Origin of the sequence: Melghirimyces thermohalophilus, from assembly GCF_900102685.1 — a bacterium.
Lineage (GTDB): Bacteria > Bacillota > Bacilli > Thermoactinomycetales > DSM-45169 > Melghirimyces > Melghirimyces thermohalophilus.
Map to the genome: position 1 here is coordinate 109,044 of NZ_FMZA01000004.1, position 12,971 is coordinate 122,014.

General features: G+C 53.1%; 12 protein-coding genes. 2 read left to right on the plus strand and 10 right to left on the minus strand.

The window, feature by feature from the left end; translation table 11 throughout:
* Positions 1 to 175: 175 nt before the first annotated feature.
* From mreD to BLP91_RS04095, 7 genes are all read right to left on the minus strand, one after another.
* A complete protein-coding gene (gene mreD, locus BLP91_RS04065) occupies positions 176 to 700 on the minus strand; it encodes a rod shape-determining protein MreD (RefSeq protein ID WP_091566936.1) in 525 nt (174 codons plus the stop codon).
* A complete protein-coding gene (mreC, locus tag BLP91_RS04070; RefSeq protein ID WP_245662108.1) occupies positions 701 to 1,561 on the minus strand; it encodes a rod shape-determining protein MreC in 861 nt (286 codons plus the stop codon).
* A 19-nt stretch (positions 1,562 to 1,580) separates the two neighbouring features.
* Positions 1,581 to 2,675 carry a rod shape-determining protein gene (locus BLP91_RS04075; RefSeq protein ID WP_091566940.1) on the minus strand — a complete coding sequence of 365 codons (1,095 nt, stop codon included), beginning with the start codon at positions 2,673 to 2,675 and terminating at the stop codon, positions 1,581 to 1,583.
* 41 nt (positions 2,676 to 2,716) lie between these two features.
* On the minus strand, positions 2,717 to 3,400 hold the full coding sequence (radC, locus tag BLP91_RS04080; protein WP_091567078.1) for a RadC family protein: 684 nt from the start codon (positions 3,398 to 3,400) through the stop codon (positions 2,717 to 2,719).
* A gap of 77 nt (positions 3,401 to 3,477) precedes the next feature.
* Entirely contained in the window at positions 3,478 to 4,095 is a 618-nt protein-coding gene (locus BLP91_RS04085; protein ID WP_091566942.1) for a Maf family protein, read from the minus strand.
* Positions 4,096 to 4,334: 239 nt separating this feature from the next.
* Positions 4,335 to 5,438, minus strand: a complete 1,104-nt coding sequence (locus BLP91_RS04090; RefSeq protein WP_091566944.1) for an SPOR domain-containing protein — start codon at positions 5,436 to 5,438, stop codon at positions 4,335 to 4,337.
* Positions 5,439 to 5,527: 89 nt separating this feature from the next.
* Positions 5,528 to 6,163 (minus strand): prepilin peptidase, encoded by a 636-nt coding sequence (locus BLP91_RS04095; protein WP_176757805.1) that lies wholly within the window; start codon positions 6,161 to 6,163, stop codon positions 5,528 to 5,530.
* 181 nt (positions 6,164 to 6,344) lie between these two features.
* On the opposite strand from BLP91_RS04095, the gene BLP91_RS04100 reads away from it, so the two are divergent.
* Together BLP91_RS04100 and BLP91_RS04105 are read left to right on the plus strand one after the other, a co-directional pair.
* Positions 6,345 to 7,076 carry an ABC transporter ATP-binding protein gene (locus BLP91_RS04100; protein WP_091567080.1) on the plus strand — a complete coding sequence of 244 codons (732 nt, stop codon included), beginning with the start codon at positions 6,345 to 6,347 and terminating at the stop codon, positions 7,074 to 7,076.
* Positions 7,073 to 8,302 (plus strand): ABC transporter permease, encoded by a 1,230-nt coding sequence (locus BLP91_RS04105; RefSeq protein ID WP_091566948.1) that lies wholly within the window; start codon positions 7,073 to 7,075, stop codon positions 8,300 to 8,302. Before BLP91_RS04100 ends, BLP91_RS04105 begins: the two co-directional genes overlap by 4 nt.
* A 168-nt stretch (positions 8,303 to 8,470) precedes the next feature.
* Here BLP91_RS04105 and BLP91_RS04110 read toward each other — a convergent pair whose 3' ends face one another.
* The 3 genes from BLP91_RS04110 to BLP91_RS04120 form a co-directional block, all read right to left on the minus strand.
* Positions 8,471 to 9,994 (minus strand): glycine betaine uptake BCCT transporter, encoded by a 1,524-nt coding sequence (locus BLP91_RS04110; protein ID WP_091566950.1) that lies wholly within the window; start codon positions 9,992 to 9,994, stop codon positions 8,471 to 8,473.
* Between the two features lie 214 nt (positions 9,995 to 10,208).
* Positions 10,209 to 11,603: a UDP-N-acetylmuramate--L-alanine ligase gene (gene murC, locus BLP91_RS04115; protein ID WP_091566952.1), complete on the minus strand. Its 1,395-nt coding sequence runs from the start codon at positions 11,601 to 11,603 to the stop codon at positions 10,209 to 10,211.
* Positions 11,604 to 11,620: 17 nt separating this feature from the next.
* Entirely contained in the window at positions 11,621 to 12,940 is a 1,320-nt protein-coding gene (locus BLP91_RS04120; protein ID WP_091566954.1) for a bifunctional folylpolyglutamate synthase/dihydrofolate synthase, read from the minus strand.
* Positions 12,941 to 12,971 lie beyond the last annotated feature (31 nt).

Below are 12,971 nucleotides of genomic sequence, written 5' to 3' on the forward strand. Positions count from 1 at the left end.
CGTCACCCCGCCTCACTCTTATGTTTTCGGCACCATTTACGGAAATCCTTCCTATCCTTAGAAGCATTGTGTTAAATGCAGCGGGCAACGATCGAATGAAATAATGAATCGTACAGCCGTTGCCGCCGCTCGTATTTTATCATGCTTCTGTCACACCGGACGATCACTATGCCGGTCAATCGAACAGTTGGACGGAATGAGGGTGAGAGCGTTTAAGAATCCAGCGAACACCGCGATAGATGGGATAGGCAACTACCATATTGATCAGCACCGAAGGAATAATATGGTAGAATAAAGCCATTTTCCAAGGCATCTCCGTCATATTAAATAAGCGGAACCAACCATAGCTCATCAAAAGATGGACGGCCTGACAAACTCCCGTTGTCATCAGGGCAACCAGAGGCCCGGAAAAGAATTGACGCGAGATCAACCCTGCCACATATCCGATCGCGGCGGTACTGAAGGCGTAAACACCTAGTGCCTGTGCATAGATCACATCATGGATCAAACCAAAGCAAAATCCAAAGATCATCCCTGATTTTCTGCCGCGGTACAACGATAGAATAATGACACCGCTAGTCACCAGCTGGGGAATCCAGACAAGAGGTGAACCCCAAGCTTGCGGTGCTACATACTGCAAAACCGTCCCTTCCAACAAAAAAAGGAAGGAGAGGAAGCCGGTCAGTATCCAAACCACCACTTAATCTCCTCCCCCTTTGCGTTTATTCAGTTCCTTGCGGTGTTCTTCCACATGAATCTTGGCCGGATCACGGACGACCATCACATAGTGAAGTTGTTCAAAGCGGGCCGCCGGTTTAACGTAGACCATCCGGTCCACCCCAAATTCTCCTCGGGTCACTTCATCTACGGTTCCAATCAGTAGATCCCCCGGAAATAGATCGGAGAGTCCGGAAGTGACCACCAGTTGTCCCTTTTTCAGCTCGGCCCCGTCAGGAACCTTTTTCAGCAGCAATCGTTTTTTCTTCGCATCGTAACCTTCGATCAGACCGAACACATTTTTCCCTTTTGCCTGAACCTGGGCTGCAATCCCGGGGGTGCTGCCCGAGTCGGTCATGAGTTGGACATCGGCCATGTGGTCGGTCGCTGCCGATACCCGGCCGATCAATCCCTCCTCGGTGATGACCGGCATTCCTTTTTTCACCCCGTCATCCTTTCCCCGATCGATCACCACCCGATCATTCCAGCGATCTGGGCTGCGGGCGACGGTTTTAGCTGTGATGTAGCTACGCTTATCCTCTTTATCGTAGCCAGCCACTTCTTTCAGGTTATCATTTTCTTGTTTCAGCCGGGCCACTTCCGCTTTCAGCTGTAGGATCCGATCGGATTCCGATCCGTCCCCCGCAACCACATCACCGCCAAACCAATCTGCTACAGCCTGGGAAGGGGTAGCCAGCCAACCGCTCAACCATGCACCCGCATTTTTTAAACCAGCTTCTGCCCAGGTAAGTCCTCCTCGCTCCCGTGTGAGCCCTATACTGACGACCAACAAGATCACGGCCAACAGGGTGACAAACAGACGACGATTGGCAAACAATCGCATGAACAAAAGACATCACCCTTTACGGACGACGACGGGAGGAGGTGATCCCCGCCCCGGATTTAAACAGATGGATATTTTCAAGGGATTGACCGGTGCCGATAGCGACGCAATCCAATGGGTTATCCGCCACCACCACGGGCATTTGGGTCTCTTCGGACAGCCGTTGATCGAGATCTTTCAACAGGGCCCCTCCACCGGTCAACACGATGCCGCGATCCATAATATCGGCGGCCAGCTCCGGAGGGGTCTGCTCCAAAGTGAGCTTGACCGAATCGATAATCGAATTGACGGTGTCGTCAAGGGCCTTCACAATTTCTGAGGTGGTGATCTCAATCGTTTTGGGCAAGCCGGAGATTAGGTCTCTGCCCCGGATCTCCCGGCTTTTTTCTTCATCGGATGGTTGGGCGGAGCCGATCTCCAGCTTCAGATTTTCCGCGGTCCGCTCTCCGACCATCAGGTTATAAACCCGTTTGATGTAGTGGATGATGGCATCATCCATTTCATCTCCGGCCACGCGCAAAGAATTGGCGGTCACGATGCCGCCTAGGGAAATCACGGCCACCTCCGTAGTTCCACCGCCGATATCCACTACCATGTTGCCTGTCGGTTCCCAGACAGGCAATCCCGCACCGATAGCAGCGGCAAATGGCTCCTCAATCGTGTAGGATTCCTTGGCTCCGGCCGCACGAGTCGCTTCCTCCACCGCCCGCTTTTCCACCGGTGTCACTCCGGAAGGAACGCAAACCATCACATTGGGGCGTCGAGGAAGGTAAACCCGTTGATTCTGGGCTTTTTTAATAAAATACTCCAACATGGTGGCAGTGGTATTGTAGTCAGCAATCACCCCGTCTTTCATCGGACGGATGGCCACAATGTTGCCGGGGGTCCGCCCGATCATGCGCTTCGCTTCATTGCCGACCGCTTTGATCTCCTTTGTTCCCGTTTCCCGAGCAACAACCGAAGGCTCCCGTACCACAATGCCGTGCCCTTTCAAATATACCAAGGTGTTGGCGGTTCCCAGATCAATACCCATATCCCGAGTAAAACCGCCGAATTTCTGAAAAATGGTTTCTGTTTCCCCGTCGTTTCCCTTGCTCCCAAACCAAAATCGCATGAGTTGTCTCAACCCTTTGCTTTGAGTTCTTTCTTTTATATTCAGGCTTGCAGCGGAATAATCCCTTTTTCTTTCAAGCTGTAAAACCGGTTGTCCCCGATAATGATATGGTCCAGGAGTTCGATGCCGACAATCCGTCCTGCCTCGAACAGCCGTTCCGTCACCTGAATATCCTCCCGGCTTGGCGTCGGATCTCCGCTGGGATGATTATGTACGCATATCAACCCGGCGGAGCTGCGGCGTATCGCTTCCCGGAACACCTCTCGAGGATGAACCACCGATGAGTTGAGGCTTCCGACAAAAATACATTGTTTATCGAGCACCCGGTTTTTCGTGTTTAAAAACAGACACAGAAAATGTTCCTGAGTTAGGTATCGCATCTCGTCCATCACATAGTCAGCAGCATCCCCTGGGGACCGAATCACAGCTCGTTCCGCGGGCAGAGCACGTGACACACGACGTCCTAGCTCCACCCCCGCCAGCAGCTGCACCGCTTTGGCCGGTCCAATGCCTCGAATCTTCACCAATTCATTCATCGTAGAACCGGCAAGCCCTTTCAATCCCCCTGCCTGGGCCAAAGCCCGGCCGGCCAGTTGAACAACAGATTCGGCGGATGTACCAGTGCGAAGAAGGATAGCGATCAACTCCGCATTGGACAGGGTGGTCGGTCCTTCCCGGGCCATCCTCTCCCGGGGCCGTTCCTCTTCCGGCACATCCCGGATCATCAACTGTCCCTCTTGACGCAACCCATACAACCTCCCGTCAACCGGTCCATAAGGAAGCAGGGTGTTTGGTCTGGTTGTTAGGCCTTATTTTCCGGAGAAAATGATGGTTTCAACACCGGGTAGCCCATCTCGTTCATCATGTCGTACAAAAGGGGAAGCGACATCCCAACCACATTGGTATAACAGCCGTCAATCCAGTCGACCCACAGAGAGCCCGTTCCTTGGAGGCCGTACGCTCCCGCCTTGTCCATCGGCTCCCCTGTGGAGACATACCATTCAATCTCTTCCCGACTCATGTTACGGACCATCACTTCGGTCACGCGATGGTTGATCAGACGCCGATTGACTTTACCTCCGGTCACCTCCACCAAGGCGATCCCCGTGTATACCTGGTGAGATTGTCCCTGAAGGCGTTCCAAAGTTTGACAGGCTTCCGTTTCGTCCGCCGGTTTTCCCAGGATTTCATCCCCCAGTGCCACGACCGTATCTGAACCGATCACCAATGCCTGTTTTTTTGTATGTGCCACCGCCAATGCTTTCTTGGCGGCCAAAATCTCGACCAGCTCCCCAGGTGTCGGGTCTCCAGGGACTTCCTCTGTCACTGAACTCGGGTGAACGGAGAAAGGAAGACCCAGAGTTTTCAGCATCTGTTTTCGTCGAGGGGAAGCGGAGGCGAGAACGAGTTCCGGCGGCATGGGACCCCGACCTCCTTCAATTTCTGCACCGACTCTAGTTGCATTCCTCTATGTGTCATCTATCCAGTCGGGTTTCGCGTTCAGAGCTTATAAAACCAAAGAAATCGACCCTGCTATCTCCGTCCGGAAGCGATCCGGACGACCGTCCCTAACAGGGACGAACAGGATCGGAGAAAACATGTGACATACAAGTTCAGTTTAGCAAATTCGGTCTGGTGGAACAAGAAAGATTCCCTCCTTTACCGGAAGGCTTCCAAGAAATTTTCGTAGGCCAAAGCATATCGAACTAATCCTTCCTGGATCTGCCACAAAGTGACTGTCTCCGGATCTTTTTGATAGGTTCGACTATTTTGCACCACTTGATCCAAGGCTCGAACCATCTGTACCAAGTGTGGTGTGGCCTCTTTCGGCAGCGACTTCTCCATTTTAGGTGCTTTTTGGGCTACTTCACTGTATTTGGAAAAGACATCTTGCCATACCGACTCAAAAGAAACCGAATCCTTGCCCTGACGAAGCCCCGTCGTACTCTTCTCACCCATCAGCCGAAAAACCTCATGCCCCTCTTCAATCATGTCTGACAACGCTTTTCGCTCCTTGTCGTCGTTAGTCCAATCGGCAAGCGAGACGGGCTTGTCCGCAACCCGAATCGGCTTTAGATGAAGATCCGCTCCTTTTTCCTGCAAGGAGGAGGAAAGAGCCTCAGCCTCCTTTTTATTCATGCCGACACCGCGATAAATCCGGTAGGGAGCTTGTTCGGTGGTCACCGCCGCCATCCCTTGGGAACGGTATTCCCGCACCTTTTTCAGCGCGTTGGGCTCCTTCTTAAATGTTCCGGCCTGAACCAAGACTGCTTCCAATTTTGGCAAGGAACCTTCCTTTTGATCGGAGGATTCCTTTTTTTTAGTGGTGCCCGTCTCTGACTCCTCCTCCTTCCCAGGAACCTTTTGTAAATGGGAATCGATGCTCCAGTTGGAGACATCTGCATCACCGGAAAAAAAGAGGGACATGATCAAAGCACCCATCAAGCTTCCCAGCAGCACCGCTCCCCCGACCGCTTTCACAATCGCCCAGAGCCGCCCGTCTGGACGTCCCCGCCGCCGGTTTCCGGAATAGGGACTTCCCCATCCGACCGTCTTCCCATCGCTTTCTTCCCGACTCTTCCAGGACAAAGGCCATTTCCGGAAACCCCCATCCTCCGCCCTCGTTTCCTTGGGGGAGATCTCCCTCCCGGCAGCCGTTTTCTGCTTACTTTCCTCTGTATCATGCGGGGGTTTCTCTTCCGACCGACGGGGAAGGGGCGTCGTGGCATGTTTAGCTCGCATACGAATTCGGATTTTTGCCATCGGTCCATCGTCTCCTTCTTCCAGCGAGTACTACCAATAATCTATGTTTTGATAGATTGAGATAGAACCCGATGAAAGATAAGCCAGGGTTACAGGATGGATTCCAAATGAAGGTAGGAAAGATAGCCCTGCACCAGCTCCTCCCCCCACAGAAAACCGACGAAAAAACCGATCGCCAGATGGGGGGCGAAAGGAAGCGGCGTCCTTTTCATTGCCTTTCCCCTGAGAAGAAGCAAAATGGACCAGAGTCCGCCACTTATAATGGCCACCGCCAAACCGGATACCATGCCAGTCCAATCCAGTGCGACTCCAGAGGCGGCCACCATTTTAATATCACCGCCTCCCATTCCGCCGCGGGAGAGAAGAGCGACTGCCAACAGGAACGCAGCGCCCCCGCTGGCAACGAGAAGCGGCTCGATCCACCCTCCATCCGATATAGCGTGACACATCACGAAGAAAAGGGCGGCAGTCAAGTTGAGACGATTGGGAATCAACCCCCGAGAAAGGTCGATGGTGGCGGCAGTCACCAAATAGAGAACCAGGATATACCCAGTCCATCGTTCCGCGGGAGACGCGCTGCTCAGAGTTACCAAAGCAAAACCGACCCCGCCTGCCGCCGAAAACCAAGGTTGAGGCTTTACCTCCTCATTGAAAAAGAGCCGAAACGACCCGGCCACTCCGTATCCTGCAGCCCACCACCCGATCAACATCGACAGCCAAACCACGCTCTCCTCTCCTCGTGGACCAAATTGGGATAATTGCATTTTATACCATTTTTCGACAAATAAAAAGAGGGAATCCCCTTGATGTCCACCTCATAGGCAAAACCTGGACACTGGAGATCGTCTGAGATAAGATTTCAAGTATGTGAAACCAATCTACGCGAAAGGTGAGGGTTCGTCTTTGCTGGAAGTAAAAGCATTGACTGGTGGCTATTCCACCGGACAACCGGTGATTCACGATCTTTCGTTCACCGTAAAACCTGGTGAAATCGTGGGACTGATCGGCCTGAACGGGGCCGGCAAAAGTACCACCATCAAACAAATTCTCGGTTTTCTCACCCCTACACAGGGAGAGATCCGCTTCAACGGTCGCACCCTGGAGGAAGATCCGGCCGCTTTTCGGAAACAGTTCGCCTACATACCGGAAACCCCTTATCTGTACCCCGAGCTGACTCTGGGGGAACATCTGGAGTTGACTGCCGCCGCCTATGGTATCGACCCCGCTGTAAGCCGAAGTCGGATGGACAAACTGCTAAAACGGTTTCATATGAAGAAAAGGGTGGACTGGTACCCGGACACCTTTTCTAAAGGGATGCGTCAGAAGGTGATGGTTTTGTCCGCCTTCCTGTTGGAGCCTTCGTTGCTGATTGTGGATGAGCCTTTTATCGGCTTGGACCCGCTGGCCATCCACAACCTCCTGGAACAGATGGAAACGCTGAAACAACAGGGAACGGGTATCCTCTTATCCACCCATGTGTTGGCCACAGCTGAAAAAACTTGCGACCGTTTCGTTCTGCTCCGGGAGGGGCAGATCGCCCTTAAAGGGACTCTGGACGAGATGCGGCGACAGGCCGGATTGCCCCAGGCTTCTCTGGATGAGCTGTTTATTCAGGCCGCCGGGGAGGAGGGGCTATGACACCGATACCCGCCCTCTTTCGGCAACGAATGAACCAAGCCTGGGTCAAAGGCTCCCGGTACGTCGCCCTGATCGCAAAAGGGCTCCACTTTCTCCCGGTGTTCCTCTTGATCCTGATCTATTTCGGTTACCGGGCTTTTTTAGAGTGGCTGCCCGCCCACTTCCCGGTTTACCTGCTGTTTACCGCTATTTTCACCTGGTCCTTGTCCCGAACCCGCATTCGCACCTTTGTGCAGCCGGCTGATCCCGTATTCCTGTTCCCGGATCTGGCGGGATTGAAAATCTATTTTCGCCGCTCTCTCGCCTACAGTGCTGGAATACAATCCTTGAAAATATTTCTTTTGCTGTCCTTTTTATCCCCTCTCTACCTCACCCGACTGGGGGATATGGCCGGCCTTGTCACTTCGTGGGCCGTCTTGACGGTGTTAAAGGTCTGGAATGTTTGGATTTACTGGTTTGAACTTCACCACCGGGACCGGCCAGGGATCCCACGCTTTCTTCGTTGGGGAAGCAACGGAGTGATCACCTTATGGTTATTCTCCGGTCACTTTTTCGGCTGGCCCCTGCTGGTGGCTATCCTTTGGATCGGATGGCTGACCCTGTATCACCTGAAACAACAACCTCCCCGCCACTTGATTCCCTGGGAGGCTTTGATCATCAGGGAACAGCGAACCGTCTCAACCTATTACCGGTTGGCCCATCAGTTTATCGATGTTCCCTACATTGGAAACGAAGTGAAGAACCGCCCCGCCTTAGGCTTTTTTTATAAGTGGCTGCCGCCCACACCTGAGAACAGCTATCTGTATCTGTATCTGCGCACCTTTTTTCGGTACAGGGAACCCTTTGGGGTCTATATCCGATTGACGTTGGTTACAGCGGCGATGATGGCCTTTCTGCGCTTTGAATGGTGGATGGCCGCCCTCACCTTAGCAGGCGGTCTGTATCTGACCGGAGTACAACTGCCCTGGATCCGGCGCATTCACCGCTACCAACCCTGGTTCCGTCTTTATCCCCGTCCAGTGGAGCAGAAACAGAAGGACTGGTCCCGCCTCGCTGTCGGCTTGCTGGCGGTACAGGCTGTCCTCATCCTCCTGCCCCAATGGTGGTTGTGGCAAGCACCTGTGACGCTGCTTCCTCTTTTTCTGCTCCTCGGTTGGATCATCGCCTGGTTTCTCGGTCGCGTTTATCTGCCCAAACGGCTGCACAAAAAAAGCTCTCTCCTGTGAGGGGGCTTTTTTATGTGTAGGAAACCGTGAAGTGTTGTGAAAAGCGAGCAGCGGCATTTCCGAAGCTGCTCCGACTGCACCCATAGGGCACAAGTCTCGCCAGTCACTTCGTTCCCGGTCTCGCTACAAAAAAAACCGCTGACCTTCCGTCAGCGGTTTTGGTAGCCATTATTTTTCCCCGGATCGGATCGGCTTCGGCCGAGGATTGTCCTCCTGCATCGATTTGAACAGGGAGAAAGCCATTCCGATAATTACAAAGGCGAAGGGGAAAGCAGCAATGATGGAGGCTGTCTGCAATCCCTGAAGCCCGCCGGACCACAACAGCACCGCCGCCGAAGCTGCCTGAATCACACCCCAGGTCAGTTTGACGGACTGAGCAGGGTTGAGGCTGCCCTTCGTCGTCATCATTCCCAGCACAAAGGTGGCGGAGTCAGCGGAGGTGATAAAGAAGGTTCCGATCAGCAGGATCGCGATGATGGATAGCACTGTACCCAGAGGTACCGATTCCAGCAGTTTAAACAAGGCGGATTCCGTCCCCTGGCTGTTCATCACATCGACGATGCCCGCCTTATCAAACATCTCGGCGTAAAGGCCGGAGCCGCCGAGGACAGAGAACCAAAGGGCGCTAAACACCGTCGGAACCAACAAAACGCCCAACACGAATTCCCGGACGGTCCGTCCTCGGGAAACCCGGGCGATAAAGGTTCCCACAAAGGGTGCCCAGGCGATCCACCATGCCCAATAAAAGATGGTCCAGCTCTGCGTCCATTCCGCCTGCTGCGAGCTTTGGAAGGGGTTCAGGTTGAGACTCATCCGGGGCAGTTCCTGAATGTAACCACCCAAGGTGGTGGTGAAGAAATCCATGATGAACTTGGTAGATCCCGTAAACAGCAAGAACAGCATCAGGAGGACGGCCAAGGCGATATTAATATTGCTGAGATATTTAATCCCTTTGTTCAGCCCAGACCATGTCGATGCCATAAATAGCACCGTCACCACCGCGATGATGGTGATTTGCGTGGTAAAGTTATTGGGAATCCCTTCGACTAGGTAGCCAAGCCCGCCTGAAATCTGAATCGCTCCCAGGCCGAGAGAGGTAGCCACACCGAAAATGGTGGCGAAGACCGCCAGGATATCGATGGTTTTTCCGATAGGACCTTTCACCCGATCGCCCAAGAGCGGGTAAAAGGTGGCACTGATGACACCGGGAGCATCTTTCCTGAATTTAAAATAAGCGAGAGCCAAAGCGACCAGGGTGTAGATCCCCCAAGGATGCAATCCCCAATGGAACAAGGAGTACTGCATCGCATCTTTTGCCGCCGCCCGTGTTCCAGGGTCTCCCGTCGGCGGGGCGGAGAAGTGGCTGAGCGGTTCCGCCGTCCCCCAGAACACCAGCCCGATCCCCATGCCGGCACTGAACAGCATAGCAAACCAGGTGATATAGCTATATTCCGGCTCTTCATCGTCTTTGCCCAGGCGTATGTTCCCCATACGGGTAAAGATGAGAACAACGACAAAAACCAAAAAACCAGTGGCAGACAGCAGATAAAACCAACCAAATTTGTCTTGAATCAACGACTGAATCTGACTGGTGATCTCGCCTGCCTGTTTCGGCATCACCGTACCCCACAGGATAAACAACACAGCGATCAAAAGGGAGATACCAAAAACAGCCTTGGAAACCTTTTTCACATTAACCCACCTTTAAAGGATATTAACGTTATGTTCATTCCCTCTCAACAAAAATATAAACACAATCATGACCCTCGGGACTGTCCTTATTATGTCTGATTCGGCGCCATTTTTTTCACGACGGACTACAATAAGCGAATTTATCGAAAAAATCTAGGACTGTCAATGGAAAGAAAAACCGCCCGGCTTTAAGCCGAGCGGTGAAGAACCGTTTTTAGCCTTTACTTTTTTCCTTTTGCCGGGCTTTCAAAGCCGGTACCAGATTGTGCGCCACCCGCCAGATGTCTCCGGCTCCCATGGTGATCACCAGATCTCCGGGGCGAGCATGATTCAAAAGATAAGTTTCCACTTCTTCTTTGCTTGCCCGGTAGACGGTATTGGGGTTGCTGTTTTTCTTCACCATCTGGGCCAGCCGTTCCGAGGTAACTCCTTCGATCGGAGGCTCACCCGGCGGTGAATAGATATCAGTCAAAACCAGTTCATCCGCTTCTGCAAAAGCACGGCTAAATTCATCCATCAACAGATGAGTTCGGGAAAAACGCTGCGGCTGAAACACCGCCAAAATGCGGCGATCCAGTGCCTTCAAACCTTTGAGAGTGGAGATGATTTCTGTGGGATGATGTGCGTAATCATCCACCACCATGATCTCGTCCACTTCACCGATCACCTGAAAACGGCGTTTGGCACCCTGAAAACGGGACAGGCCGTCAACCGCCTGCTCAAAGGTGAGTCCCGCTTCCAAACAGACCACGACAGCTGCCAAGGCGTTGGCCACATTATGACGACCAGGAATGTGAATCGTCACCTCTCCCAGGGAGGTCCCGTGATGTCGAACGGTAAACTGAATCCGATTCAGTACCTGTCGGATATCTGTGGCGATATAGTCGGCCTCCGTGTCCAGAGCATACGTGATGATCCGAGCATCGCTCTCTTGGGCGATCTCCTTGAGGTACGGATCATCCCATCCCAGGACGGCGACACCATCCGGCTTCACTTGGCTGAGAAACTGGCGATAGGCATCTTTTAGGTTTTCAAAGCTCCCATCATAATTTTCCAGATGATCGGATTCAATGTTGGTAACGACAGCGATCTGGGGTTCATACTCCAGGAACGTGCCATCACTTTCATCTGCCTCCGCCACCACATAGGGGCTCGCTCCAGCCTTGGCATTGCTGCCCAAGCTGACCACTTCCCCTCCGATCACGTAGGTGGGATCGGCTCCACTCTCTTCCATTGTCTGAGCGATCATGGAGGAGGTGGTTGTTTTTCCGTGCGCCCCAGCAACAGCGATTCCTTTTTTATCGTTCAAGAGATTGGCCAGCATCTGGGAACGGTGGAATACCGGCATCCCTTTCTCTCGCGCCGCTTTCAGCTCCACATTTTCCTCGGGTATGCTGGAGGAATAAACTACCCGATCCGCCCCTTCCACCAGGACGGCTTGATGACCGATATGGATTTCCGCCCCCAAAGCTGCCAACCGTTGGATCAATTTATTTTCAGCTACATCGGAACCGGTTACCCGGTACCCCATCTCCAGGAGTACCCGGGCGATAGCGCTCATCCCGTAGCCACCGATACCGATGAAATGTACATGTTCCTTGGGATTCAACACCTACTCACCCACTCTCAAAAACTTGATTCCCGACCCAGTGTTTTTTTGATTTCCGATATTAGAAACAACGTTCCTGTCACCAGAATGGCATCCTGATCGTTGGCTTCAGCTCGAAGTTGTTGAAGCGCCTTGTCCGCTCGGGGTTCCCAATCGATCTCCACATCAGGGCACAGTTGAAGCGCTTTTTCCCGGAGTTGTCGAGGATCCAGTCCCCTGTGGTGGGAGACGCCCGTCACCATCACACGGTCCGCCAGTGGAAGAAGCGGGCGCAAAATGGCATCCACATCCTTATCCTCGAGCACCCCGATCAACAGATGGAGGCGGTCATATCGAAAATCCCGGATCGCCGATGCCAGGGCTTCCGATCCCTCCTGGTTGTGGGCCCCATCCAGAATGATTTCCGGCTGTCGAGCCACCCGTTCCAGCCGACCGGGCCAGTCAACTTCCGCCATCCCTTTCAAGATGTCTTCATCATCCATCACGGTGGCGTAATACTGGCGCAACACCTCCAGGGTCATCAGAGCGACAGCTCCGTTTTCCAACTGGTGAGCTCCCCGAAGGGGCACAGAAACCTGTTCCAAATGGCGGAACGGGCCCTGAAATTGAAAAGATCCGCCTTCCTCACCCTGGGAGAGCACCTCTAGATCAAATTCATGACGGAGCCGGTACAACTTGCTACTTTTTTCCTTAGCCACCGACTCAACCACTTCCAGCGCTTCCGCCTGGCAACCGGTCACTACAGGCACTCCGGGTTTGATGATCCCCGCTTTCTCCTGGGCGATGTCGGAAATCCCCTCCCCCAATATATAGGTATGGTCATGCCCGACATTGGTGATGACGGAAACCAACGGATAAACCACATTGGTGGAATCCAGACGACCGCCTAACCCGGTTTCCCATACCACAAACCATGGCACGGCCTCCTTGGCGAAGTAAAGGATCGCCACCAGTGTCCAAAATTCAAAGGGCGTTACCTGATCTCCCTCCATCTCTTCCACCAGCGGGGCCAGACGGCCGGCCCAATAGACAAAGGATTTCTCAGGAATCGGCTGACCGTCCATGCTGATCCGCTCATTCCAATCTTTCATATAGGGAGAGATAAACATCCCCGTCGGAAAGCCCGATTCTTGCAGGACGGAAGCGATCATCGCCGCTGTCGATCCCTTCCCGTTGGTCCCGGCGATATGGATAAACTTCAACCGGCGCTCCGGATGATTCAACCGTTCCAGGATCCACTCCATCCGTTCCAAACCGGGGCGGATTCCCTGAGTGCAATTGGTTTCCATCCAGTCAAAAACTTCGCTTGCTGTGGAAAAAAACGCATCATCTGTCATGTTTGTTTCGCCCCTTTCTATCCATCGATTC

What these genes read in the sequence shown, in the direction of transcription:
- radC (WP_091567078.1), bottom strand. Translation starts at nt 3,400, where the DNA reads ATGATCCGGGATGTGCCGGAAGAGGAACGGCCCCGGGAGAGGATGGCC.
- BLP91_RS04075 (WP_091566940.1), bottom strand. Translation starts at nt 2,675, where the DNA reads ATGCGATTTTGGTTTGGGAGCAAGGGAAACGACGGGGAAACAGAAACC.
- BLP91_RS04105 (WP_091566948.1), top strand. Translation starts at nt 7,073, where the DNA reads ATGACACCGATACCCGCCCTCTTTCGGCAACGAATGAACCAAGCCTGG.
- BLP91_RS04090 (WP_091566944.1), bottom strand. Translation starts at nt 5,438, where the DNA reads ATGGCAAAAATCCGAATTCGTATGCGAGCTAAACATGCCACGACGCCC.
- mreC (WP_245662108.1), bottom strand. Translation starts at nt 1,561, where the DNA reads ATGCGATTGTTTGCCAATCGTCGTCTGTTTGTCACCCTGTTGGCCGTG.
- BLP91_RS04120 (WP_091566954.1), bottom strand. Translation starts at nt 12,940, where the DNA reads ATGACAGATGATGCGTTTTTTTCCACAGCAAGCGAAGTTTTTGACTGG.
- BLP91_RS04085 (WP_091566942.1), bottom strand. Translation starts at nt 4,095, where the DNA reads ATGCCGCCGGAACTCGTTCTCGCCTCCGCTTCCCCTCGACGAAAACAG.